27 protein-coding genes are annotated in these 22019 nt (G+C 68.8%); 9 read left to right on the top strand and 18 right to left on the bottom strand.

Going from position 1 to position 22019, the window contains the following annotated elements; translation table 11 throughout:
• Window positions 1-88: 88 nt before the first annotated feature.
• Genes G3M62_RS15455 through G3M62_RS15440 form a run of 4 tightly spaced genes read right to left on the bottom strand, consistent with a single transcriptional unit; the run spans window position 89 to window position 3364 of the window.
• A complete protein-coding gene (locus G3M62_RS15455; protein ID WP_165188468.1) occupies window positions 89-472 on the bottom strand; it encodes an ExbD/TolR family protein in 384 nt (127 codons plus the stop codon).
• Window positions 473-475: 3 nt separating this feature from the next.
• Window positions 476-1414 (bottom strand): prephenate/arogenate dehydrogenase family protein, encoded by a 939-nt coding sequence (locus G3M62_RS15450; protein WP_165188466.1) that lies wholly within the window; start codon window positions 1412-1414, stop codon window positions 476-478.
• On the bottom strand, window positions 1411-2532 hold the full coding sequence (hisC, locus tag G3M62_RS15445) for a histidinol-phosphate transaminase (protein WP_165188464.1): 1122 nt from the start codon (window positions 2530-2532) through the stop codon (window positions 1411-1413). The genes G3M62_RS15450 and hisC overlap by 4 nt, the downstream gene beginning before the upstream one ends.
• Window positions 2533-2563: 31 nt before the next feature.
• Window positions 2564-3364 carry a chorismate mutase gene (locus tag G3M62_RS15440; RefSeq protein WP_165188462.1) on the bottom strand — a complete coding sequence of 267 codons (801 nt, stop codon included), beginning with the start codon at window positions 3362-3364 and terminating at the stop codon, window positions 2564-2566.
• A gap of 224 nt (window positions 3365-3588) precedes the next feature.
• Here G3M62_RS15440 and G3M62_RS15435 point away from each other — a divergent pair, with 224 nt between their 5' ends.
• On the top strand, window positions 3589-3876 hold the full coding sequence (locus G3M62_RS15435) for a type II toxin-antitoxin system RelE/ParE family toxin (RefSeq protein ID WP_165188460.1): 288 nt from the start codon (window positions 3589-3591) through the stop codon (window positions 3874-3876).
• 32 nt (window positions 3877-3908) lie between these two features.
• Entirely contained in the window at window positions 3909-4229 is a 321-nt protein-coding gene (locus G3M62_RS15430; protein ID WP_165188458.1) for a HigA family addiction module antitoxin, read from the top strand.
• A 9-nt stretch (window positions 4230-4238) separates the two neighbouring features.
• Here the strand turns inward: G3M62_RS15430 and G3M62_RS15425 are convergent, their stop codons facing one another.
• A complete protein-coding gene (locus G3M62_RS15425; RefSeq protein WP_165188456.1) occupies window positions 4239-5249 on the bottom strand; it encodes a DUF2125 domain-containing protein in 1011 nt (336 codons plus the stop codon).
• Between the two features lie 38 nt (window positions 5250-5287).
• On the opposite strand from G3M62_RS15425, the gene G3M62_RS15420 reads away from it, so the two are divergent.
• Window positions 5288-5839 carry a gamma-glutamylcyclotransferase gene (locus G3M62_RS15420; protein ID WP_165191330.1) on the top strand — a complete coding sequence of 184 codons (552 nt, stop codon included), beginning with the start codon at window positions 5288-5290 and terminating at the stop codon, window positions 5837-5839.
• On the opposite strand, the gene G3M62_RS15415 is transcribed toward G3M62_RS15420, so the two are convergent.
• A complete protein-coding gene (locus G3M62_RS15415; RefSeq protein ID WP_165188455.1) occupies window positions 5836-6969 on the bottom strand; it encodes a sulfotransferase family protein in 1134 nt (377 codons plus the stop codon). The two genes, G3M62_RS15420 and G3M62_RS15415, sit on opposite strands and share 4 nt — an antisense overlap.
• A gap of 66 nt (window positions 6970-7035) precedes the next feature.
• Here G3M62_RS15415 and G3M62_RS15410 point away from each other — a divergent pair, with 66 nt between their 5' ends.
• Window positions 7036-7599 carry an aspartyl/asparaginyl beta-hydroxylase domain-containing protein gene (locus tag G3M62_RS15410; protein WP_246263293.1) on the top strand — a complete coding sequence of 188 codons (564 nt, stop codon included), beginning with the start codon at window positions 7036-7038 and terminating at the stop codon, window positions 7597-7599.
• Here the strand turns inward: G3M62_RS15410 and G3M62_RS15405 are convergent, their stop codons facing one another.
• From G3M62_RS15405 to ftsE, 4 genes are read right to left on the bottom strand one after another with little or no spacing between them, the layout of a single operon-like run.
• Window positions 7600-8313 carry a lysophospholipid acyltransferase family protein gene (locus G3M62_RS15405; protein ID WP_165188451.1) on the bottom strand — a complete coding sequence of 238 codons (714 nt, stop codon included), beginning with the start codon at window positions 8311-8313 and terminating at the stop codon, window positions 7600-7602.
• On the bottom strand, window positions 8310-8930 hold the full coding sequence (locus G3M62_RS15400) for a YdcF family protein (protein ID WP_165188449.1): 621 nt from the start codon (window positions 8928-8930) through the stop codon (window positions 8310-8312). The genes G3M62_RS15405 and G3M62_RS15400 overlap by 4 nt, the downstream gene beginning before the upstream one ends.
• Entirely contained in the window at window positions 8927-9820 is an 894-nt protein-coding gene (locus G3M62_RS15395) for a cell division protein FtsX (protein ID WP_165188447.1), read from the bottom strand. The genes G3M62_RS15400 and G3M62_RS15395 overlap by 4 nt, the downstream gene beginning before the upstream one ends.
• A complete protein-coding gene (ftsE, locus tag G3M62_RS15390) occupies window positions 9817-10608 on the bottom strand; it encodes a cell division ATP-binding protein FtsE (protein ID WP_165188445.1) in 792 nt (263 codons plus the stop codon). Before ftsE ends, G3M62_RS15395 begins: the two co-directional genes overlap by 4 nt.
• A gap of 56 nt (window positions 10609-10664) precedes the next feature.
• Here ftsE and G3M62_RS15385 point away from each other — a divergent pair, with 56 nt between their 5' ends.
• The gene (locus tag G3M62_RS15385; protein ID WP_165188443.1) at window positions 10665-11597 is read left to right on the top strand and encodes an MJ0042-type zinc finger domain-containing protein; all 933 of its coding nucleotides are present in this window, start codon (window positions 10665-10667) and stop codon (window positions 11595-11597) included.
• A 15-nt stretch (window positions 11598-11612) separates the two neighbouring features.
• Complete coding sequence (locus G3M62_RS15380; RefSeq protein ID WP_165188441.1) at window positions 11613-12140, top strand: phosphoribosyltransferase; 528 nt, start codon at window positions 11613-11615, stop codon at window positions 12138-12140.
• A gap of 133 nt (window positions 12141-12273) precedes the next feature.
• Here the strand turns inward: G3M62_RS15380 and lysA are convergent, their stop codons facing one another.
• From lysA to argH, 3 genes are read right to left on the bottom strand one after another with little or no spacing between them, the layout of a single operon-like run.
• On the bottom strand, window positions 12274-13539 hold the full coding sequence (lysA, locus tag G3M62_RS15375) for a diaminopimelate decarboxylase (RefSeq protein WP_165188439.1): 1266 nt from the start codon (window positions 13537-13539) through the stop codon (window positions 12274-12276).
• Window positions 13540-13548: 9 nt separating this feature from the next.
• Window positions 13549-13854 carry a hypothetical protein gene (locus G3M62_RS15370; RefSeq protein WP_165188437.1) on the bottom strand — a complete coding sequence of 102 codons (306 nt, stop codon included), beginning with the start codon at window positions 13852-13854 and terminating at the stop codon, window positions 13549-13551.
• Window positions 13851-15275 (bottom strand): argininosuccinate lyase, encoded by a 1425-nt coding sequence (gene argH, locus G3M62_RS15365; protein ID WP_165188435.1) that lies wholly within the window; start codon window positions 15273-15275, stop codon window positions 13851-13853. The genes G3M62_RS15370 and argH overlap by 4 nt, the downstream gene beginning before the upstream one ends.
• Between argH and G3M62_RS15360 the strand changes: the two genes are divergently transcribed.
• The 3 genes from G3M62_RS15360 (at window position 15276) to G3M62_RS15350 (ending at window position 17105) form a co-directional block, all read left to right on the top strand.
• Window positions 15276-15905, top strand: a complete 630-nt coding sequence (locus tag G3M62_RS15360) for a TlpA family protein disulfide reductase (protein ID WP_165188433.1) — start codon at window positions 15276-15278, stop codon at window positions 15903-15905.
• Window positions 15906-16071: 166 nt separating this feature from the next.
• Window positions 16072-16275, top strand: coding sequence for a cold-shock protein (locus tag G3M62_RS15355; protein ID WP_056723728.1), 204 nt, complete (start codon window positions 16072-16074; stop codon window positions 16273-16275).
• A gap of 80 nt (window positions 16276-16355) precedes the next feature.
• Window positions 16356-17105, top strand: coding sequence for a GNAT family N-acetyltransferase (locus G3M62_RS15350; protein ID WP_165188432.1), 750 nt, complete (start codon window positions 16356-16358; stop codon window positions 17103-17105).
• Between the two features lie 10 nt (window positions 17106-17115).
• Here G3M62_RS15350 and G3M62_RS15345 read toward each other — a convergent pair whose 3' ends face one another.
• The 5 genes from G3M62_RS15345 to G3M62_RS15325 form a co-directional block, all read right to left on the bottom strand.
• Window positions 17116-17502, bottom strand: a complete 387-nt coding sequence (locus G3M62_RS15345; RefSeq protein WP_165188430.1) for a YidH family protein — start codon at window positions 17500-17502, stop codon at window positions 17116-17118.
• Between the two features lie 9 nt (window positions 17503-17511).
• Window positions 17512-18318 (bottom strand): hypothetical protein, encoded by an 807-nt coding sequence (locus G3M62_RS15340; RefSeq protein ID WP_205691868.1) that lies wholly within the window; start codon window positions 18316-18318, stop codon window positions 17512-17514.
• A gap of 260 nt (window positions 18319-18578) precedes the next feature.
• Complete coding sequence (locus tag G3M62_RS15335; protein WP_165188428.1) at window positions 18579-20000, bottom strand: alpha/beta hydrolase; 1422 nt, start codon at window positions 19998-20000, stop codon at window positions 18579-18581.
• A gap of 47 nt (window positions 20001-20047) precedes the next feature.
• Complete coding sequence (gene gluQRS / locus G3M62_RS15330) at window positions 20048-20896, bottom strand: tRNA glutamyl-Q(34) synthetase GluQRS (RefSeq protein ID WP_165188427.1); 849 nt, start codon at window positions 20894-20896, stop codon at window positions 20048-20050.
• 6 nt (window positions 20897-20902) lie between these two features.
• Window positions 20903-21526, bottom strand: a complete 624-nt coding sequence (locus tag G3M62_RS15325; RefSeq protein ID WP_165191328.1) for a TetR/AcrR family transcriptional regulator — start codon at window positions 21524-21526, stop codon at window positions 20903-20905.
• Window positions 21527-22019: the final 493 nt, after the last annotated feature.

Below are 22019 nucleotides of genomic sequence, written 5' to 3'. Positions count from 1 at the left end.
TCCTTCTGGGGATGTCCCTTGTGGCGACCATCAGCGCGGCATGTTGCGGCCGTATTGCGGCGTGCGCATCGGCCGTTTGGCGGTCCGGTCAGTTCGGAATGGTCACGTTGGCAATGCCGACCTTGTACCAGCCGGCGCCGCGCAGCCTTTCCAGCACTGCCATGTAGCTGTGGTAGCTCACGGTCTCGACGGCTCGGATCCTCACCTGTTGCTGGCTCTTGTCACTTAGCGGGGAAGCTGCGGCGACGTCGTGGGCCAAGGTGTCCAGGCTCGACGGCCGGCCGTCGACCTGCAGCGAGCCGTCTGCATCGATGAAGATTTCGACTGGCTTGGGAACGGCCCGAGCCGGCGTGGCCGGCGGCAGGTCGATCTTGATCGACACCATCGACATTTTGGCGAAGAACAATCCCCAGACAACCAGCGCCAGGGCGACCGACGCCAGGGCCAGACCGAGAACGCGTTTCCAGCTCACGCCTCAGTGCTTCCCGCGATCGCGGCCGAAGTTCGGCTCGGCGCTCTCCTGGCCGGCCGCCACGATGCCGCGGCGGATGGCGCGGGTGCGGGTGAAGTGGGCGTGCAGGGTGTCGGCGTCGCCCCAGCGGATGGCGCGGCTCATGGCCTGCAGGTCCTCGGTGAACCGGCCTAGCATCTCCAGCACCGCGTCCTTGTTGGCCACGAAGATATCGCGCCACATGGTCGGGTCGCTGGCGGCGATGCGGGTGAAGTCGCGGAAGCCCGAGGCCGAGAACTTGATCACCTCGCTCTCGGTGACGTTCTCCAGGTCGGCGGCGCTGCCGACGATGGTGTAGGCGATCAGGTGGGGCAGGTGGCTGACGACGGCCAGCACCAGGTCGTGGTGCTTGTCGTCCATCAGCTCGACCTGGGCGCCGAACGTCCGCCAGAAGGTCGACAGCTTGGCGACGGCGGCGGCGTAGGCCTCGTCGTCGCTCTCGGCCGGGGTCAGGATGGTCCAGCGGTTCTCGAACAGCTCGGCGAAGCCGGCGTCGGGGCCCGACTGCTCGGTGCCGGCGATCGGGTGGCCGGGAATGACGAACACCTTGGACAGGTCCAGGGCCTTGAACGCCTCGACCACATTGGCCTTGGTCGAGCCGACGTCGGTCAGGGTGGCGCCGGCCTTCATGTGCGGGGCCAGGGCGGCGGCCACTTCGGGCGTGGAGAGCACCGGGGTGGCGATCACCACCAGGTCGGCGTCCTTGACGGCCTCGCCGATGTCGCCGGTGACGTGCTCGGCCAAGCCCAGTTCGCTGACGCGGGCGCGGTTGGCCTCGCTGGAGTCGGCGACGGTGACATGGCCGACCACGCCGTGCTCGCGGGCGGCGCGGATGATCGAGCCACCGATCAGGCCGCAGCCGATCACCGTCATCTTCGGATAGAGGATCCCGGGATGGCTCATCGCGCCAGGAACTTGCGCAGCAGCTCGACCACGGCGCGGTTGTGGTCTTCCAGGCCCACGGTGACGCGGATGGCGTTGGGCAGGTTGTAGTTGCCCACGGCGCGGACCAGGTAGCCCTTCGAGGCCAGGAAGCCCTCGGCCTCCAGGGCCGTCTTGCCGGGCGTGGCCGGGAAGTTGATCAGCACGAAATTGGCCGCCGACGGGGTGACCTCCAGGCCCAGGCCGCCGATCTGCTGGGTCAGCCACGGACGCCATTGCTCGACCAGGGCGATCGAGCGCTGCTGGAAGTCTTCGTCGGCCAGGGCGGCGATGGCCGCGTCCTGGGCCGGGATCGAGGTGTTGAACGGCGGGCGGATGCGCTCCAGCGGCTCGATGATTCCCGCCGGCCCATAGCCCCAGCCCACGCGCAGGGCGGCCAGACCGTGCAGCTTGGAGAAGGTGCGGGTGACGATGACGTTCTCGGCCGTGCGGGCCAGGTCCAGGCCGTCCTCGAAGCGCGGATCGGTGCAGAACTCGGCATAGGCGCCGTCCAGCACCAGCACCACCGACGGCGGCAGGGCGGCGTGCAGGGCGCGGATCTCCTCGCCGGTCAGCCAGGTGCCGGTGGGGTTGGCCGGGTTGGCGATGAACACCAGGCGGGTGCGCTCGTCGACGCACTTGACCACCTCGTCGACATCGACGCGCTGGCCCGGCTCCTTGGCGAAGCGGACCTCGCCCTGGCAGGCGCGGGCCCCGATGGCGTAGGCGGCGAAGCCGTGCTCGCCCTGAACGATGTTGTCGCCGGGCTCCAGATAGACCTGGTTCAGCAGGGCGAAGATCTCGTCGGAGCCGTCGCCCAGGGTGATGCGCTCGACCTCAAGCTTGTAGCGGGCGGCGATGGCGGCGCGCAGGGCCGAACCCTTGCCGTCAGGGTAGATGTGCATCCGGTCGACGGCGTCGCGATAGGCGGCCTTGGCCTTGTCGCTGGAGCCCAGGACGTTCTCGTTGCTCGACAGTTTCACCGGATGGGCGACACCCTCGATCTTCGACTTGCCGCCCACATAGGCGGCGATGTCGAGGATGCCCGGCTTGGGTGTGGGGCGCGGCGCGGCGAAGCGGTCGGTGGTGGGAACGGTCATCAGGGCAACTCGGGTAGCGGAGGCGGACTTCTTACACGTCGAAGGGGGTGGGCGCAGCCCCGATGACGCCCGTCAGATGCCCCGGAGCGCGAGCCAGGCGCTCGTCGCCGGTCTGATAGAAGCCCATCAGCGAGAACAGCTTCAGTCCGCCGGCCTCGGCGACCAGTTCGGCGGCCACGCCGTCGGCGGACAGGGTCTCGATGATGGCGCCGGCGCCCTTGGGGCTGTCGGTGACCCAGAAGGTCTGGTCGCCGCCGGTGGGCTCGACCTCGACCTCGGCCACCGCGAAGGCCACCTGTGGGCCCCAGCGCTCCAGGCAGGGCAGGGCGGCGAAGATCTTCAGGCGCGGCTCGGCCAACAGGCGGCCCCACCAGGCGTTGTCCGGAGCCAGGCCCAGGACCGAGACGCCCCAAGCGGTCTTGGCGGCGGCCAGGGCCTCCTTGTCGGTGGCGACCACCTTCATCGGCGGCGCGACGCCGAACCGCAGGCGGGTCAGCTCGACGGCGCGGGCGGGGTTGGGGCCGCCCCAGACGGTCAGGTGATAGGGGCCTTGGCGCGTCAGGCTGTCGGACATCAGCTCGCGCCAGATGCGGATGACCAGGGCGTCGCTCGCGGCGGTGCGGGGCGCGGCCAGCAGCTTGCGGACGATCAGGGCTTCGCGACCGGGCCGCAGGCCAAAGCCGGTGTCGCCGGCCGCCTGCTTGGCCGCCGCCACGGCGCGCGCCAGGCCGGCCCGCTCGTCCAGCAGAGCCAGAAGCTCACCGTCGATGGCGTCGATACGCCATCGGACCTCATCCAGCGAAGGCGTCGCGTCGCCTGCGTCGCTACCCATGATTTATCCCCGAAATTGGAGGCCGGACCATAGACTTTGCCGCCGGAGGCGCAATAGGCCGCGTTCCTGGGAATAAAGTTGCCTGATGCGGTGCTCGTGCGGGCGGCGTGATTTCGCCAGGAGTAGTTTGTCTTGGTTCTGTAGTGTGTCGCTCTATGACACATTTTTGATTGAATTCTGTATCGCTTTGAGATACGCCTTCTTGCAGAGGGCGGAAGACGCGAATGGCGATCCAGGGCTTCAAGGACCAGCGGGCGAAGGCGATCTTGGACGGGATTCATCCCGGCAAGGGCTTTCCTGCCGATCTGCTGCGTCCGGCGAAGCGAAAGCTGGAGATGCTGCAAGCGGCGACCGTTTTGGACGATCTTCGCATTCCTCCAGGCAATCGGCTGGAAGCGCTTTCGGGCGATCGGTCAGGACAGCATTCAATTCGCGTGAACGATCAGTTCCGACTGGTGTTCGAGTGGACCGACGCTGGACCAGCCGACGTGGAGTTCGTCGACTATCATTAGGCCCGCCAGCCTAGCTAACCGAGGAGATCGCGATGGTCGCCGACATCGCTCGCTCCGCAGATCCACTCGCCCCGGTCCACCCGGGTGAGATCCTGCTGGAGGAATTCATCAGGCCATTTGGCCTTTCGCCGGGAAAGACGGCCAAGCGCTTGCACATCGCGCGGCCGCGCATCGAGAAGCTGGTTCGTGGCCAGACGCCGGTGACGGTCGACACGGCGTTGCGCCTGGAAAAGCTGTTCGGCGCCACCGCGCAGTTCTGGCTCAATCTCCAGACTCGCTATGATCTGGAAACGGCCAAGCGCGCGCTGGCGGACGACATCGAGACGATCGAGCCGATCAACGCCGCCGCTTAGGGCTTAAGTCTAGTAGACCCGTGGGGACGGCCCAGTGTCGAACAGGCCCAGGCGCGTGCGGCCGTTCTGGAAGTGCAGGGTGGCCGATAGGGTCGGGTCGCGGCCGAGGGCCTGGGCGATGGCTGCGGCGGCGGCTTCGGGGCTTTTCAGCGCCTGGCCGGGCGACGGGATCTCGCGGACCGTGACGTCCAGCGCGCCTTGCAGCCGGCCTTCGCCGTCGACGGTCAGGGCGCCGGACTTGGCCTCCAGCAACGCCTCGCCGGCGTTCAGCTTGCCCTGCTGAACGGTCAGTGCGCCGCCGGCCTTGGACCAGTCGTCGACGGCGTCGGACCAGCTCGTACCGTGCAGGAGGCTGATCTTGCTGATCTTGGAATCCCAGATCAGGTCGGCCGTGCGGTCGGCGGCGATGCGGCCCAGCAGGCCCGTGAACTGGGCCTTGGCGCCCTTGGCCTCGAAGAAGATCGCGCCTTGGTCGTCGGGACCGGGGCGGATATGCAATTGCAGGCCCGCCGTCGACAGCAGCGGGAACGGCGCGGCGCCGGTCATCGGGGTGAAGACCAGGTTCGCGCCCTCGACCGAGATACGCGGCGGATACTTGTCGAAGCCGGCGAAGCTGGCGCGCAGGGCCTGGCCGGTGATGGCCACGTCGCCGTTGATCGGTCGGGTCATGACCACGCCCTGGTGCGCGACGACCACCCAGTGGCCGATGTCATAGGCGTTGGCCTCGCCGTTCAGCACCGGCGCCCGCAGGGCCCAGCCCGACGGCTCGGCCACCCGGGCGTTGACCAGCTTGACGTCCATGCGGAACGGATAGCCGCTGAAGGTGCGGCTTTCCCACGACAGGTCGTAGCCGCGCGACTTCAGCGACAGGGCGGTGGCGTCCATCCGTTGCTCGGTCTGGCCGCGCAGCCACAGCCAGCCGATGCTCCAACCCACGGCAACTATCAGCAACACCACAAAAGGCGCCAGCAGACCGCGACGCCGGGGCTTGCGGGACGGGACGGCGGCGCTATGGGTCATGGAATGGGCGGCTCCGGTCGGGAACAGTAATGAGCGTTATGGACAAGGGGGCAGGCAGCGAAGATCGCTGGGTGTTCGGATATGGATCGCTGATGTGGCGGCCCGGGTTCCCGTTCATAGAGCGAAGAACGGCCGTGCTCCATGGGCGTCGCCGGGCCTTCTGCATCTATTCGGTCCATCACCGGGGCACGTACGAGCGGCCGGGCCTGGTGCTGGGCCTGGCGCCGGGCGGCGCGGTGCGCGGCGTGGCCTACCGAGTCGCGGGCGCAGCCTGGCCCGAAGTCTACGCCTATCTGCGCGAGCGGGAGCAGCCGACCGAGACCTATTTCGAGGCTTGGTCCGACCTGAAGATCGATGGAAACGGGAAGGTGAAGTCACTCGTCTTCCTCTCGGACATGAAGCACAGCCAGTGGGCGGGCGCGCTGACCCTGGAGCAGCAGGCCGGGCTGATCGCCGGGGCGACCGGGCTGTCGGGTCGCAACATCGACTATCTGCGCGATCTGGTGATGCACCTGCGCGAAGACGGCGTGCGCGACCAGGCGATGGAGAGCTTGCTGAAGATGGTCGAGACGCGCGAGGCGGCGGCCTAGGTCTGGGCCATCCGCAGGGCTTCCAGCCGCCGATAGACGTCGCCCACGCGGTGCTCGCAGATCGCGCGCAGGTCTTCGCCGGCTTCCCGGCGCTTGGCTTCGCCATCGGGGATGAAACCCTGCTCGGGCGTCTTGGCGTCGCGGGCCCCGGCCGTGCGCATCAGGGCCGCTTCGCCTTCTGACGGTGCCACACCGAAGTGGGGCAGGAGGGTGATGAAAAGCGCCCGCGGCAGATCACGATAATTGACCAGTCGCCCACCACCACCGGGATGATGACGCGCCGCGCCTTCGCAGATCGCCGCCAGGACCCGGGCGCAATAGTCCAGGTCGGGCACGCCGCCGGGCAGGGCCAGGCCCAGCCGCTCCGGGGAAACGAAGTCCGGGATCATCTGCACGCCGCGCCGCCGCGCGTGCGAGACCAGCACCTCGATCGGCTCGCGGTAGAGGAAGATCCACGGCGCAGCCGGGAAGGCGCGGCGGAGCAGCGGCAGGTCGCGGACGTGCCAGCAATCGAGCTTGAGGAACAGGCGCGTCTCACCGGCGCGAGCCTGGCCTAAGGCGGCGACCATGGCCCTCAGCGACTCGACCTTGGCGTCGTCGCCCACATCCAGCGCCAACACTGCGTCGATCGGCGGGGCCTCGGAAATCACCAGATTGGCCGAAGAGGCCGCCAGCATCTGGGCCGCCAGGGTCGAGCCGCAGCGCGACATGTGGAAGATCAGGCCGTCGGGATCTCGCGCGGGGTGGTCTCCAGGGCGAGGCAGGGGCGTGCGCAGACCGATCAGCCGGTTGAGCGGCCGCAGGCGCGCGCGCATCAGATCGTCGTCGTAGAAGGGCTGGGTCAATCGCCAGCGTCCAAACCGCAGCCAAGTCACGGCCGGATGGCCGTCATGCGACGTGACCTTGGCCGGCAGCCAGCCCTGGGGCGCGGTGGCGCGCGTGATCGGCGGGGCGAAGGCGTCATGGACGGCGGCGCGGATGTCGGCGGCGTCGATGTTGAGGCCGCGCGCGCTCGCCAGGTCGGCGGCCCGAGCGGCGAACGCCTCGAAGTCCTCGATCGCGTCTAGGGTCTCCTGCGCGACGGGGTCGTCGAGAACCCGCTCGCGCAACGCCTGCAGGCCCGCCGTCATCGCCCCTCCGCCCTTGTGGCGTCGCTCGCCCCGCAATAGCGTCACTGGATGGCCTACCCGGACAGATTGCAACTGCCGCTTCACTTCGATCCGGTCCTGCTGCGGCAAGACCTGGAGGCCTTGGCGGCCACGCCCTGGACGGCCCACTTCGTGCGGCAGAACTACGAGGGCGACTGGAGCGTGATTCCCCTGCGCTGCATGGCCGGTGAAAAGCATCCGGTCCGGATGATCTATTCGGATCCGGTGGCCACCGACTTCGTCGACACGCCATTCCTGGAGGCCTGCCCCTATTTCCGCGAGGTGATCGCCACGTTCGACTGCCCGGTGCGCAGCGTGCGGCTGATGCGGCTGACCCCCGGCTCGGTGATCAAGGAGCACACCGACCTGGACATGGGTGTGGAGAGCGGGTCGGTCCGGATCCACATCCCTGTGACCACCAACCCCGATGTAGAGTTCCTGCTCAATCGCCGACGGGTCGAGATGCGGGAGGGGCAGGTCTGGTACCTGCGCCTGGGCGATCCGCACGCGGTGGCCAATCGCGGGGCGAGCGACCGCGTGCACCTGGTGCTGGACCTGTTCGCCAACGACTGGCTGATGGGGTTCTTCGAAGCGGTGACCGTCGAGGCCTAGCTACAGCCCCGCGTCCTCCAGCGCCTTGGTCGCGGTGTCGATCCGGGTCTGCAGCTCGCGCATGAACTCGCCGCGCTTCAGGCCGGCGGGGATGGGCGGCAGGTATTCGAAGACGATCGTGCCGGGCGGCATCAGGAACTTGCCGCGCGGCCAGTGGACGCCGCAGTTCAGGGCCAGCGGCGTGACCGGCAGGTTCAGCTCGCGATAGAGGGCGGCGATGCCAGGCTTGTAGTCGCCGGGAACCCCGACGTCGCCGCGCGTGCCTTCCGGGAAGATCACGACCTGGCGGGTTTCCTTCATCCGGTCGACGGCGTCGCGCACCAGTTTCTTCAGCGCGGTGGAATGGCCCCCGCGGTCGACCACGATCATGCCGGCCTTCAGCCCGTGCCAGCCGAACAGCGGCACCATCAACAGCTCCTTCTTCATCACGAAGCAGGCGTCGGGCAGCAGGGCGAACTGGCTGAACACGTCGAACATCGACTGGTGCTTGGGCGCGACCAGGGCCGGACCCGTCGGGCGATACTGCTCGCCGCGCACCTCGACCTTGATGTCGGCCAGCCAGCGCAGGCCCCAGATCAGGCCCTTGGACCAGGTCGACAGCGACCAGGTGTTGAACCGGCGCGGCAGCGGATAGGTCAGGATCATGCCGATGGCCCAGGCCACCGACCACAGCCAGAAGAACAGCTGGAACAGGAACGAACGCAGATAGATCAAGACGCTTCCTTCGCCGGCCCGCCGGCTTTTTCCTGGGGGCCCAGCTTGAGGAACGCCTCGCGGCCCAGGATCGCCAGGTACTTGCAGTATTCCACGATCATCCGCCGGGCGCTCGTGCCGCCTTTCCACCAGCGGTGGGCGTTCAGGCTTTCGGTGATCACGGGGTAGGGATGCAGGGTCACGTCGGGCATGGCCGCGTGCAGTTCCAGCATCGAGCGCGGCATGTGGTAGTCGGCCGTGACCACGATCAGGCTGTCATAGTCCTTGGCCTTGGCCCACTCGGCGGACTCGCTGGCGTTGCCGATGGTGTCGGCGGCGGCGTAGCCCAGGTCGATGCAGCATTCGTAGATCGGCCGCACGGCCTTGGTCACGCCCAGCACGTCTTCGCGCGAGGCTTCGCGATTGACGCCCGAGATCAGCAGGCGCTTGCCCTTGCCGGCCTCCAGCAGCTTGGTGGCCGCCTCCAGCCGAATGTTGGAGGCGCCGGTCAGCACCACGATGCCGTCCGACACCGGCGGTTCGGCGGCCGGCGTGGACTGGTCGACTCGGCTGGTGAAGGCCAGCAGGCCCACGAACCAGACCATCACCACGATCAGCAGGGCGGCGAAGCTTTTCACGGCATGCCTCTCAACAGGCGCAGGGAGGCCGCGCGGGCCGCGATCCCGGCCACCAGCGCCGCCACCAACGGGCAGGGCAGGGGCGCCAGCAGATCGATCCAGGCCAGCGGCAGGACCGGCGTCAGTCCCTGGCCGCCCCCCACGAGCCGCGCCGCCGCCCCGATCATGGCCGCACCTGCGCCCCCCAGCAAGCCGGCGATGAAGGCCATGCTCGCGAAGCGGTTCTGAAACAGGTTGGCGATGAAGCCGTCCTCGGCTCCCGACAGGTGCAGGATCTCGACAATGTCGTGTCGGGCGGTCAGGGCCGCGCGGGTGGCGAAGACGATGACGGCCGCCGCCGCAGTGGCGATCAGGCCGAACACGCCGATGGCGGCCCAGCCGGCCAGGCGCGCCGCGCGCTCGATGTCGGCGATCCAGCGACTATGGTCGTCCACGACGGCGTCGACATTGGCCTCCTTGAGAGCCTTGTCCAGCGCGGCGGCGGTGGCGGGGGCCTTGGGATCCAGGTCCAGGGTCACCAGGCGCGGCACGGGTAGGTCGGCGATCAGGGCCTCGCGGCCGATCCATGGCTCCAGCAGGGCCTCGGCCTTGTCCTTGGGCAGGGCGCGGGCCTCGCTGACGCCCTTGACGCCCGACAGGGTCTCGGCGGCGCGGGCCGCGGCGCTGTCGGGGCTTTCGCTGGCCCGGGGGCGGACCACCACCGTGGCCGAGCCGGTCAGTTGGGCGGTCCAGCCGGTGGCGGCGCGGGTCGAGGCCAGGGCCGCCAGGGCCGTCAGGCAGGCCAGGAAGCACAGCACCGCGACCACGAACAGCAGCGAGCCGTCACGGGCGTCGCGCGGCGGCAGCAGCTTGCCGGGCTTCCAGCGGGCGACGGAGAAGGGGTCGCTCACGCGTCGTCCTCCTCGTCGTCGTCATCGTCATAGTCTTCGTAGTCGTCCTGGCTCGGTTCCTCGTCGGCGAAGTCGACCAGTCGGCCCTGCTCCAGGTGCAGGGTGGGACGGTTGGCGCGGGCGACCAGGTCCTCGTCGTGGGTGGCGATCAGCACCGTGGTGCCCAGGCGGTTCAGCTCGACGAACAGCCGCAACAGTCGCAGCGACATGGCCGGATCGACATTGCCGGTCGGCTCGTCGGCCAGCAGCACGTCCGGGCGGTCGACCACGGCGCGAGCAATGGCCAGGCGCTGCTTTTCGCCGCCCGACAGGGTGGCGGGCAGGGCGTGCATGCGGTCGCCCAGGCCCACCCACTGCAGCAACTCGGCCACGTCCTCGCGATAGGTGTTGGGTTTGCGGCCGGCGATGCGCAGCGGCAGGGCGGCGTTGTCGAACACCGACAGGTGGTCCAGCAGGCGGAAGTCCTGGAACACCACGCCGATCCGGCGGCGGATGAACGGCAGGTCCTCGGGCCGGGTCAGGCTGATGTCGCGGCCGAACAGCTCCACGCGGCCTCGTGACGCACGGTGGGCCAGGTAGATCAGCTTCAGCAGCGAGCTCTTTCCCGCGCCCGATGGGCCGGTGAGGAAATGGAAAGACCCTGGGTGTAAGGTGAACCTGAGATCGCTGAGCGTTTCCGGCCCCCGTCCATACCGCATCGAAACACCTTCGAAGCGGACGACGGGGACGGTGTCGCCATCCTGGACGTCTTCGATGCGCAAGGGTGTGTCGCTGGGTCGTGTGGACATGGCTGGCAAAATCGGCGACCTCGTGTGTAGGAGCGGGGAGCGTCCGATTCGCGGCCATGATACTGACCTGCCCAGAGTGCGCCAGCCGCTATTTTGTCGATGACTCCAAGGTCGGCGCGGCTGGTCGTGTCGTGCGCTGCGCGGCCTGCGGCGCGCGCTGGACGGCCCGCAACGAAGACGATCTGGACCTGTTCGAGGAGCCGTCGGCGGCCGACCTGGCCGCGGCCGAGGTGCTGGCCAAGCTCGACGCTCAAAATCCCGCCGACGACGCCGAAACTCCGGTCAACGAACTGCCGGGCGAGGAACTGCCCAAGGTGTTTCGCGCGCGCGCCGACGCCGAGCGCCGCCTGAAGGAAGCCAAGACCACGGGCATCATCTGGGGCGGCATGGTCGCCGTCATGGTGGTGATGCTGGTGGCCGCGGGCGTGTTCCGCATGAACGTCGCCCATCTGTGGCCCAGCACGGCCGGGGCCTACGCCTTCGCCCGCATGCCGGTGAACAATGTCGGCCTGGTGGTCGAGGACCTCAAGGCCGAACCGTCGATGCAGAACGGCCACGCCGCCATCACCATCACCGGCGTGCTGCGCAACATCACCGACCGCCCGGTGAGCACGCCGCCGCTGCGCGTAGCCCTGCTGAACAAGCATGAGAAGCGGGTGGCCGGAAAGCTGGCCGCCGCCGCCGATCCGCTGATTCCGCCCAGCCAGACCCGGCACTTCTCGGTGACCCTGCTGGATCCGCCGCGCACCGCCAACACCCTGGAAATCGGCTTCGCCCTGGAGCCTGGCGCGGCCAAGCACGCGGGCGCGGCGGGCCATGTGGAGAAGGTTTCCAACCCCGAGGCTCCGTCGTTGCGCGGCGCTCAGGACCAGCCGGCGGAACTGGCCGTGGGCGGACAACCACCGGTCGACGAGACGCAAGGGGCTGGACATGAACCCCCCGGTCATGAGACCGGAGCGGTCGACCCGGCCCCGGCCGACCATCACTGACCAAGAAATCCTGAAATGACCGACCGCTCCGCCCCCGAAGTCCTGATTTCTCAGGAAGAAATCGCAGAGCGGGTCGAGGCCCTGGCAAAAGCCATCGCCCCGCGCATCGACGAAGACACCGTCGTGGTCTGCCTGCTGACCGGTGGCCTGTGGTTCGCCGCCGACCTGACCCGGGCCCTGTGGCGCGCCGGCCGCGACGTGCGTTTCGACGCTCTGTGGCTGGCCTCCTACCATGACGAACGCAAGAGTTCGGGCCGCTGCGAGGTCCGCGCCGACCTGCAGCGCCCGCTGGTCGGCCGCCGCGCCCTGGTGGTGGACGACGTGCTCGACACCGGCCTGTCGCTGGGCGAGGCGGCCAAGCTGGTCAAGGACGCCGGCGCCAGCGAAGTCCTGACCGCCGTCTTCGCCCGCAAGCCCTGGGACAAGCCCCGCATCGAACCCGACTTCATCGCCTGGGAAGCCCCGGCGCGGTACCTGGTCGGCTACGGCCTGGACGACGAAGGCAAGAGCCGCGGCCTGCCGTACATCGGCGCGATGGACTGATCTTTCCTAAAACCTCCCCCGTGGGGGAGGCGGCGCGAAGGCGCCGGTGGGGGGGAGACGACCCACCTCGGCAAGCTCCCTCCACCGTCGGCTAAGCGGGCACCTCCCCCACGGGGGGAGGCTTTGGGGCCGCCTAAACCCAGTCCGGCGTCACGTCCCGGGCCAGCATCTCCTCGTACGACGGTCGCGCGCGGATCACGGCGAACCTGTCACCGTCCACCAGCACCTCGGGCACCAGCGGCCGGGTGTTGTACTCGCTGGCCATGGCCGCGCCGTAGGCTCCGGCCGACATGAAGGCCACCAAGTCCCCCGGCCCGAACGGCGGCAAGGCGCGATCACGTGTAAACGTGTCGCCGGTCTCACAGATCGGGCCGACCACGTCATAGGTGGTTTCACCGGCGCGTTTGATCAGCGGCCGGATGTCGTGGAAGGCGTCGTACATGGCCGGGCGGATCAGGTCGTTCATGGCCGCGTCGATGACCAGGAAGCGCTTGCCCTCCGGCCGTTCGTGGACGTGGATCACCTCGGACACCAGCACCCCGGCGTTGGCGGCGATCACCCGGCCCGGCTCGAAGGCCAGCTTGACCGGGAGACCCTTGGTCACTTCGCCGACCATCTTGGCGAACTCAGCCGGCGAGGGCGGTTCGGGCATGTCGAAATAGGGCACGCCCAGGCCGCCGCCCAGGTCCAGGCGTTCGACGTGCAGGCCTTCGCCCAGCAGCTGTTCGACCAGACCCCGCATCTTGGTGAAGGCCTGGCGCATCGGCGTCAGGTCGGTGATCTGGCTGCCGATGTGGCAGGCCACGCCGATCGGCTCGAGGTTCTGGTTGTTGCTGGCGTTGGCGTAGAGACGCGCGGCCTCGGCGAACGAGACGCCGAACTTGTTCTCGGACTTGCCGGTGGCGATCTTGGCGTGACCGCCGGCCGCGACGTCCGGATTGACCCGGAACGCCACCTTGGCCTTGACGCCCAGCTCGGCGGCGACCGAAGCGATCAGGTTCAGTTCGGGCTCGGACTCGACATTGATCTCGGCCACGCCCGCTTGCAGGGCGAAGGCGATCTCGCCGCGCTTCTTGCCCACGCCGGAGAAGACGATCCGCTCGCCCGGAATGCCGGCGGCCAGGGCGCGACGCACCTCGCCCTCCGACACCGTGTCGGCGCCGGCGCCCAGATTGCCCAGGACCTTCAGCACCGCGACGTTGGAATTGGCCTTCACCGCGTAGGCGATCAGCGGATCGACGACGCCGGCGGCGACCAGGGCGTCGCGGAACACCGTGAAGTGCCGCTCCAGGGTGGCGCGGGAATAGACATAGACCGGCGTGCCGACCTCGCCCGCGATGCGCGCCAGGGGGACGCCTTCGCAGGCCAGGCCCTCGGGCCCGTATTCGAAATGATTCACGCGAGAAGCCTAGTTGGGCTGCGAACTGGGGAAGCCGGCGCCCGAGGGGCCGCCGAAGGGATCGGACTGGGTGCCGGGCAGGGGCGCGGCGCGGGTCGTGCGGTTGCTGGACGCCGGATCGATGGCCTCCTGCGTGCCGTTGGCGCGGGCCGGCTGGTTGGCCGTGGCCGAGCCCTTGCGGCGTTCGGCCTCGTAGGCGGCCTTCTTCTCGGCGTTCCACAGCGGGGCGGGGCGCTCCAGCGGCGCCTGCTTGCCGCAGGCGGCCGCGGTCAGGGCCAGGGCGGCCAGGGTGACGAGAGCGACGGGACGGATCATCCGAGCAGTTCCTTCCAACGCGCGATCTGGGCGCGAACCTGGGCGGGAGCGGTCCCGCCATAACTCATCCGGCTGGCCGCCGAGGCGGCCGGGGTCAGTACGGCGTAGACCGCGTCGGTGATCCTGGGCTCGATCGCCTGGAATTCGCCGAGCGACAGGTCCGCCAGGTCGACACCCTTGGTCTCGGCCGCCTTCACGGCGGAGCCTGTCACGTGGTGGGCGTCGCGGAAAGGCATGTTCAGTTCGCGCACCAGCCAATCGGCCAGGTCGGTGGCCGTCGAGAAGCCCGCGCCGGCGGCGGCGGCCATCTTCTCGGTGTTGGGGGTCAGGTCCGAGACCATGCCGGCCATGGCCAGCAGGGAAAGGTCCAGGGCGTCGAAGGCTTCGAAGGTCGGGACCTTGTCCTCCTGCATGTCCTTGGAATAGGCCAGCGGCAGGCCCTTCATCACCACGGTCAGGGTGGTCAGCGAGCCCAGGATCCGGCCGACCTTGGCGCGGATCAGCTCGGCCGCGTCGGGGTTCTTCTTCTGCGGCATGATCGAGCTGCCGGTCGTGAAGGCGTCGGTCAGCTTGATGAAGCCGAACATCGGCGTCGTCCACAGCACGATCTCCTCGGCCAGGCGCGACAGGTGCGTGGCGGTGATCGAGGCGGCCGACAGGGCTTCCAGCGCGAAGTCGCGGGCCGAGACGCTGTCCAGCGAATTGGCGGTCGGGCGGTCGAAGCCCAGGGTCGCGGCGGTGGCGTGGCGGTCGATGGGGAAGGGCGAGCCGGCCAGGGCCGCGGCGCCCAGCGGGCACTCGTTCATCCTGGCGCGGGCGTCCTTGAAGCGGCTGGCGTCGCGGCCGAACATCTCGACATAGGCCATCAGGTGGTGGCCGAAGGTCACCGGCTGGGCCGGCTGCAGGTGGGTGAAGCCCGGCATCAGGGCGTCGGCATAGGCGTCGGCCTGGGCGACCAGGGCGCGCTGCAGCGCTTCCAGCTGACCCGCCGAACGCTCACAGGCCTCGCGAACCCACAGGCGGAAGTCGACGGCCACCTGGTCGTTGCGCGAGCGGGCTGTGTGCAGCCGGCCGGCCGTCGGGCCGATCAGCTCGCGCAGCCGCGCCTCGATGTTCATGTGGATGTCTTCGTATTCGTCGCGGAACGGGAAGGCCCCGGCCGTGATCTCGCCCTCGATGGCGTCCAGGCCCTTGAGGATTTCCTCGCCGTCTTCCCTTGCAATCACGCCTTGGCTGATCAACATCCGCGCATGGGCGCGGGAGCCCGCCAGGTCCTGCGCCCAGAGGCGCTTGTCGAAGCCGATGCTGACATTGATCGCCTGCATCAGCTCCGCCGGCTTGGCCGAGAACCTGCCGCCCCACATGGCTTGGCCCTGTCCGCCCGTCGCGGTCTGGGGCTTATCGGAGGCGTTGTCGGTCATATGAGCGAATTCCAGTCGGACAGAAATGAAGCCGCGCGCAAGCTCGGCCCGCTGAAGTGGGTGATCGGCGCCGCTTTGCTGATTGGCGTCGCGGCGGTTCTATACGTCATCGCTCAGGCTTCGTTCAAACCCGCAGGCGCTCTCGACCTCAACGAATTCAAGAAAGCGTCCTTAGCAAAGCTGGATGTGCCGGCCCAGCCGCGCGCCGCGCCGGCCACGGTGTTCACCGACGGGGCCGGAAAGCCCCACACCCTGGCCGATTTCAAGGGCCAGGTGGTGGTCATGAACCTCTGGGCCACCTGGTGCGCGCCCTGCAAGAAGGAGATGCCGACCCTGGGCAAGCTTCAGGCGTCCTACGCGACCCAGCCGCTGAAGGTGCTGCCGATCAGCGTCGACCGCGACAGCGATCTCAACCTGGTCCAGGCCGAGATGGCCGCCAACCCGCCGCTGCAGGTCTATCGCGACCCGGGCTACAAGCTGTCGTTCGAGCTGGATCCGCGCGCGGCCGGCTATCCGACGACCGTCATCTACGACAAGCAGGGCCGCGAACGAGCCCGGATGTCGGGCGACGCCGACTGGTCCAGTCCGGAGGCCCGAGGGCTGATCGAGGCGCTCCTGCGCGAGCACTAGCGCCGGGCGCACGCTTAAGCATACCGCTGTTTTTTGAATTGACCCCTCAACGAGCGCGTGTCCACTCTGCCGTGCAATCCTGGATTTGGGCCTGCCCCGGACAACTGAGATTGTTACCCGCCCGCTTTGTCCGGGCATTGGATCGGCTATCTCTAGGAGACACTCCATGGCGACCGGCGTGGTGAAATGGTTCAACGGCACCAAGGGCTTCGGCTTCATCCAGCCCGATGACGGCGGCAAGGACGTTTTCGTCCATATCAGCGCCGTCGAGCGCGCCGGGCTTCGCAGCCTGGACGAAGGCCAGAAGGTCAGCTTCGACACCGCCGAAGAGCGCGGAAAGATCGCGGCCAACAATCTGAAGCCGCTCTAGGCGACGTTTCCACCGAAAACGCGCGTTTTTGACGGGCGCCGGTTCCAACGAACCGGCGCCCGTCTGCTATGTACGACTCGATGACCGTCGATCCCCGCCTTCTCGAAATCGTCGCTGATCGCGCCTGGCCGGCGCGCGAGAGCGGGGCGTTGGGCGGCTGGCGGCTGAACGCTTCGGACGGCTGGTCGCTGCGCATCAACGCCTGTTGGCCCCTAGGCGAGCCCGACCGCCCGATCGACGAGGCCATCGATGCGGCCGAGGCCTTTTACGCCGCGCATGACCTACCGGCCCGCTTCAAGCTGTCGGATGGCGCGGTGGTCCCGGCCAATCTGTCCGAACACCTACGGGCGCGGGGCTATCGGCCGACCCACGGCACCCTGGTGATGGTGGGCGAGGCGTCCGGGATGATCGCGGGGGCGGCGGACGCCGCTGTCACCGTGTCGGACGCGCCCGATCCGGCTTTCGAGGCGGTGCTGACCGCCAGCGCCGCCGGCAACGCCGCCGACGCCCGCGAGCGCCTGGACGCCCTGGCCCGGATCCCCGCGCCGGCCCGCTTCGCGCGGCTGGACCTCGACGGCGAGGTCGCGGCCCTGGGCGCCACGGCGGTCGATGGCGAATGGACGGGGATCTTCGGCATGCGCACCCTGCCGGACCATCGCCGCAAGGGCCTGGCCCGCCGGATCCTGGCGGCGCTGCTGCACGAGGCGAGAGGCCTCGGCGCGCGCCGGGCCTATCTGCAGGTCGAGGCCGACAACGCGCCGGCCATAGGCCTCTACAGCGGATTGGGTTTCGTGCCGGCCTATGGCTATCGCTACTGGGTGGTGGAGTAGGCGGCCGGCTTCAGACGGCGCGCTTGATGATCGCCGTGAACAGGGCGACGCCGGCCGCGGCCATCAGCAACGAAATGAACAGCACCGGCCGGCCCAGGCGAAACGCTCCGGTCTTCTGCAGGTCCTTGAGCGTCGTCCAGTAGTCGATCAGGCCCAGGACCATGGCGGCCGTGCCCATGGCGACAAGGAACAGGCCGACTCGTTGCGGGCTTTCCGGGCGCGCCAGGGCGCCGGCCTTGGCGGCGGTTTCCAGGAACTTGTAGATCGTGAACCCGAAGCTGAGCATCGACAGCGAGGTGCGCAGCCAGGCCATCAGCGTCCGGTCGGCCGCCAGCACGGTGCGCATGGCGCCCAGATCGGCGGGCAGGGCGGGGCGAGTCCCAGAGTTTTCGGTCATGGCGCGCCTCTATTTCGGATAGAGGAAGGTGGCCACGAACCTCAGCCCCCATTCCGGGCCGACGCCGTCCTGGGCCGCGTAGGCCCGCGCGCCGCCGCCCAGCGACACGCGCTGGTCGCCGAACTTGTAGACGTGGCTGACCGACAGATTGATCGGCACGGTCCAGCCCTTGGTCTTCCAGTTGTAGCTGCTCTCGGCGTTCACGCCCCAGGTGGTGGCGTGCTTGTTGGTGTAGCTGAAGAACGGCTGGATGAAGGTCTGGCTGACGTCGGGCCGGTCGTGGCCGCCGGCGTCGGCGAAGGACCAGAGGTGATTGGCCAGCACGCCGTAGGTGTAGCCGTGATCCTGCTTCAGCAGGAGGCCGGTGGGGCCAGCGCCCCACTTCTTCGTCCCCAGATCCGACTCGCCGGTCGGCCAGAGGATGGCCGGGCCTATGGCCCAGACCAGGCCGTTGTGCTCGGCCTTGGGCGCGAAGAAGAAGCTCTGGGTAGTGTCGCTGAGGCCGAAGGCGGTGTCGTCGCCGGGCTGGGTGTGCTCCTGCTTCACGATCGGCACGATGGTGCGGACGATCAGGTTCCAGTCGTCGTTCAGCGACAGCGGGATCACCGGCTGGATGTTGAGAGTGTAGCGCCCGCCCTTCTCGGGGCCATAGCAGCAGTCGTAGTTCTGCTGGAACGGCACGCTGATCAGGCTGGCGACCGGGTTGGACAGCTTCTTGGCCAGTTCGGCGTCGCTGTCCTGGGCGTGGGCCAGGGCGGGGGAGAGGCAGGCGGCGGCCATCCCCACGAGGAGCGGCCAGAAACGGCGCTGTTTCACGATAGGCCTCCGCCGAGCCCGTGCGGACCCGCAAGGACTATCCGGCGCGGGGCGAAGGCGCGCCATGGTGCGAAGTCCTACCGGCGGTTCGGAAAACCCCGATGGAATGACGTGGGATCACACGCACTTGCCCCCACCTGGCGGCTACGCCGCCTGTCCGCCCCCGTAGGGAGCGGAGGCTCAAGCGCGAAGCTCTTCCCCCTTTGGGGGAAGACGACCGCGAAGCGGTCCGTAGGGGGCAAGTGTTCGCCGCGCTAAGCTCAGTCCAGATCAAACACGAATTTGTCGTGCTCCGGGTGCAGGCAACTCTGGTCGATCGGGGCGGTCGGGTCGGCCAGGAAGCCGCGGATCATCTTGCGGGCGCAGGCGCTGCCGCGCGAGACGCCGTGGGTGGTGTTGGGGATGATCGTCAGCTGGCCCTTGGGGAAGCGGCTGACCGCCGCCTTGGCCACGGAAGGCGGGCAGCCCGGGTCGATCTCGGCGGCCAGGAACAGGGTCGGGATCGGGCTGGAGACCGGCTGGGCCTCGACCGGGTCGGGCGCGCCGACGTCATAGGCCTTGCAGACCTGGAACAGGCGACCGAACGACTTTTCCGTCAGGCGGCTGACCACGTCGCGCTGGGCACCCTGGCGCGTGGCCGCCTCGCTCTCGAACGGGAACTCTTCCTTGCACAGGTGGGTGAAGAACTGGGCCTCGCGATAGCCGGCCCCCTCGCGGGTCTCGTCCAGGGCCGACAGGTCGCCGGCCGCGAACTTGGCGACCGTGGCGGGCAGGGCTCGGGCGTCGGGACCGCTATAGGCCGCGTCCATCAGGAAGCCGCCCAGCAGGTCGGCGGTGTAGCTCTGGCCGTTCTGGACCACGGGAGCGGCCAGCAGCTTGGCGGCCACGCCGTCGAGGTCGGCGCCGGGATGCGGGTACTTGGCGTTGCAGGCGGTGTCGGCGGCGCAGCGCTTGAAGATCTCCTTCACCGCGTCCGACACCATTTCCGGCCCGCCTTCCGCCCAATTGGCTTCCGGCGTCCAGGGCGAGTCCAGCACCACGGCGCGCACGCCGGTCGGGTCGTGCTTGACCACGGCCAGGGCGATGCGGGTGCCGTAAGAGACGCCCATCAGGTCGATCTGCTTCAGACCCAGGGTCTTGCGCAGGTCCTGGATGTCCTTGACCACCTCTTCGGCGTTGTAGCGGCTCAGATCGACGCCCGAGGCCTTCAGCCGCTGGGCGCAGGCGATCGCCTGCTGGGCCGCCGCGTCGCTCAGCGGACCGGCGTCGTTGAGGGCCAGGGTCCCGCAGTCGAGCAGGGGCTGGGCCACGCCGCCGCCGCGCTGGTCGAAGAAGATCCAGTCCTGGTCGACCGCGACCAGCTCGCGCCCGCTGACGCCGCGCAGCGTGCGGCCAACCCCCTCGACCAGGCCGCCGCCGGGGCCGCCATGCAGATAGACCACCGGCGGCAGGCCGGGCTTGGGCGCGCTGGCCTTGACGATGGTGACCGGCAGCGCCACGCGCCGCGTGCTGGGTCCGCCCCGGGTCTCGTCGACGCTCAGGGTTCCGCACTCGATCTTGTTGGTGACGCCGGAATAGTCGCCGGCGCAGGGACCCGGCGTGAACTTCGGCTCGGCGGCGTGCGCGCCGGCGGCCAGGGCCATCGCACCGGCGGCGAAGGCCGCTCCCAAGATCCAACGCATGCTGAAAGTCCTCCCGGAATCGGCGGCAGAGCAGCACGCGCCGGTCGCTACGGCAAGGCCAAGCCCATCTCCGCCCGAAGTTGCCCGGGCGTCACGCCGGCCGCCCGCAGCTCGCGCAGCGTCTGGGCCTTGTCACGCTTGGCGTAGCGCTTGCCGTCTGGGCCGACCAGCAGGCGGTGGTGGCGATAGGTCGGGGTCGGCAGGTCCAGCAGGGCCTGCAGCAGGCGCTGGATATGGGCGGCCTCGAACAGGTCGTGACCTCGGATCACCTGGGTGATCCCCTGCAGGGCGTCGTCCAGCACCACGGCCAGATGATAGGCCACGCCGACGTCCTTGCGGGCCAGGACGATGTCGCCGACGGTCTCGGGACGGGCCTGGATCAGGCCGGTCTCGCCGTCCGGGCCGGCGCCTTGCTCGACGAAGCTCAGGTGGTCGAAACCGCCCAAGGCGCCGCGCGCCGCGTCCAGCGACAGCCGCCAGGCGAAGGCCTCGCCTCGGTCCAGTCGCGCGGCCTCCTCGTCGGGATGCAACGGGCCGCCGACGAAGGGCGTGGCCGGCTCGTGCGGGGCGCGGCCGATGTCCAGCTCCTTGCGGGTGCGGAAGCAGCGATAGACCAGGCCCTTGTCGCGCAGCACGTCGATGGCGCGGTGGTAGTCGGCCAGGTGCTCGGATTGGCGGCGCACCGGCTGTTCCCAGGCCAGGCCCAGCCAGGCCAGATCCTCCAGGATCGCGGCCTCGAATTCGGGACGGCTGCGAGTGGCGTCGATGTCCTCGACGCGCAGCACGAACCGGCCGTTCTCGACGCGCGCCGCGTCGAAGGCGGTCAGGGCCGAGAAGGCGTGGCCGCGATGCAGGAGGCCGGTCGGGGAGGGCGCGAAGCGGGTGGCGAAGTTCAAGCGAACCTAGGCCTGGTCGAGCTTGGCGAACATGCCCAGGTGTTCGAACACGCCGCGCAGGAAGGCCTCCTCGCCGCCCAGGGCTTCCTTGAGCGGGGCGAACTGCTTGAAGCTGATCATCTCGGCCAGGCCGTGGCCGGCGCACCAGGCGGCGATCGTGGCCAGCTCCAGGTCGATCGGCGTGGCGGTTCCGCCGCTGCGCTCGTCGATGGTGTTGCGCACCTGGCAGTAGGCGCCTTCTTCCTTCATCTGCTCGGGCAGGGCGTCCTTGTCGCGCGAGCAGTCGTACATCACCCGATAGAGGGCGGGATTGTCGCGGGCGAAGCAGACATAGGCCACGCCCAGGCTGGTCATCCGGTCCTTGCTGTCGACCGATTTCGCGCGCGCTTCGGTGAGGGCGGCGTCCAGAGCGTGCCAGCCCTCATGGGCGACGGCGTCCAGCAATTCGCCCTTGTCCTTGAAGTGATGGTACGGCGCGGCGGGGCTGACGCCGGCTTCACGGGCCACGGCCCGCAGCGAAAGGGCCGCCGGACCGTCGGTCTCCAGGATGCGGCGCGCGGCCTCGACCAGGGCGCGGCTGAGGTCGCCGTGGTGGTAGGGGCGGGCTTCTGAGGCGGCAGGTTGTGTCATCTCGGACACTGTAACCGTTCCTGTTCAAAAATCCATCCTAACGGCGTCAAGATTATCTTGACGTCGTTTAGATAGGTGTTATCTAAGCACTGTCCAGATCGGGCTCGATCCGGACCGGGGCGGGGTTCTCGATCTCCCGCGCCCGCAACCTGCTCAAAGCAACCCACTCAAAGGATGTGTGTGATGACCAATACCTTCTTCGCCTTCGAAACCGTTCTCGACCGCATGGCCGTCGGCTTCTTCCTGGCCGCCGCCGTCGGCGTCGCCGCTGCCCTGGTGGGCGTTGCGATCTAAATTCCGGTAGCGTTTGTGGCCGACGGGGCCCGCGGATCCCCCCGCAGTCCCGCCGACACGATCGCGAAGGTCTCCGCTGAGCTGTTCGAAGCCGCCCGCGCTTTCTCGCCGGCGGCTTTTGCATGTCTTGATCCCGAGAGCGCTCGCGCCTAGGTCGGATGCTCCCGAGGCGGAACATCCCGCTCCGGGCCGGATTTTC

Source organism: Caulobacter soli, from assembly GCF_011045195.1.
Classification (GTDB): Bacteria; Pseudomonadota; Alphaproteobacteria; order Caulobacterales; family Caulobacteraceae; genus Caulobacter; species Caulobacter soli.
Note: the sequence above shows the minus strand (reverse complement) of the source record. Positions and strands in the feature narration are given on the sequence as shown.

Bases quoted from the DNA above. Each gene is read 5' to 3' on its own strand.
- G3M62_RS15425 (WP_165188456.1), bottom strand. From the start codon at position 5,249: ATGACCCATAGCGCCGCCGTCCCGTCCCGCAAGCCCCGGCGTCGCGGT.
- G3M62_RS15380 (WP_165188441.1), top strand. From the start codon at position 11,613: ATGACCGACCGCTCCGCCCCCGAAGTCCTGATTTCTCAGGAAGAAATC.
- G3M62_RS15370 (WP_165188437.1), bottom strand. From the start codon at position 13,854: ATGATCCGTCCCGTCGCTCTCGTCACCCTGGCCGCCCTGGCCCTGACC.
- G3M62_RS15415 (WP_165188455.1), bottom strand. From the start codon at position 6,969: ATGACGGCGGGCCTGCAGGCGTTGCGCGAGCGGGTTCTCGACGACCCC.
- G3M62_RS15325 (WP_165191328.1), bottom strand. From the start codon at position 21,526: ATGACACAACCTGCCGCCTCAGAAGCCCGCCCCTACCACCACGGCGAC.
- hisC (WP_165188464.1), bottom strand. From the start codon at position 2,532: ATGACCGTTCCCACCACCGACCGCTTCGCCGCGCCGCGCCCCACACCC.
- G3M62_RS15355 (WP_056723728.1), top strand. From the start codon at position 16,072: ATGGCGACCGGCGTGGTGAAATGGTTCAACGGCACCAAGGGCTTCGGC.
- ftsE (WP_165188445.1), bottom strand. From the start codon at position 10,608: ATGTCCACACGACCCAGCGACACACCCTTGCGCATCGAAGACGTCCAG.
- G3M62_RS15335 (WP_165188428.1), bottom strand. From the start codon at position 20,000: ATGCGTTGGATCTTGGGAGCGGCCTTCGCCGCCGGTGCGATGGCCCTG.
- G3M62_RS15450 (WP_165188466.1), bottom strand. From the start codon at position 1,414: ATGAGCCATCCCGGGATCCTCTATCCGAAGATGACGGTGATCGGCTGC.
- G3M62_RS15345 (WP_165188430.1), bottom strand. From the start codon at position 17,502: ATGACCGAAAACTCTGGGACTCGCCCCGCCCTGCCCGCCGATCTGGGC.
- G3M62_RS15435 (WP_165188460.1), top strand. From the start codon at position 3,589: ATGGCGATCCAGGGCTTCAAGGACCAGCGGGCGAAGGCGATCTTGGAC.
- G3M62_RS15350 (WP_165188432.1), top strand. From the start codon at position 16,356: ATGACCGTCGATCCCCGCCTTCTCGAAATCGTCGCTGATCGCGCCTGG.
- G3M62_RS15430 (WP_165188458.1), top strand. From the start codon at position 3,909: ATGGTCGCCGACATCGCTCGCTCCGCAGATCCACTCGCCCCGGTCCAC.
- G3M62_RS15420 (WP_165191330.1), top strand. From the start codon at position 5,288: ATGGACAAGGGGGCAGGCAGCGAAGATCGCTGGGTGTTCGGATATGGA.
- argH (WP_165188435.1), bottom strand. From the start codon at position 15,275: ATGACCGACAACGCCTCCGATAAGCCCCAGACCGCGACGGGCGGACAG.
- G3M62_RS15440 (WP_165188462.1), bottom strand. From the start codon at position 3,364: ATGGGTAGCGACGCAGGCGACGCGACGCCTTCGCTGGATGAGGTCCGA.
- G3M62_RS15360 (WP_165188433.1), top strand. From the start codon at position 15,276: ATGAGCGAATTCCAGTCGGACAGAAATGAAGCCGCGCGCAAGCTCGGC.
- G3M62_RS15385 (WP_165188443.1), top strand. From the start codon at position 10,665: ATGATACTGACCTGCCCAGAGTGCGCCAGCCGCTATTTTGTCGATGAC.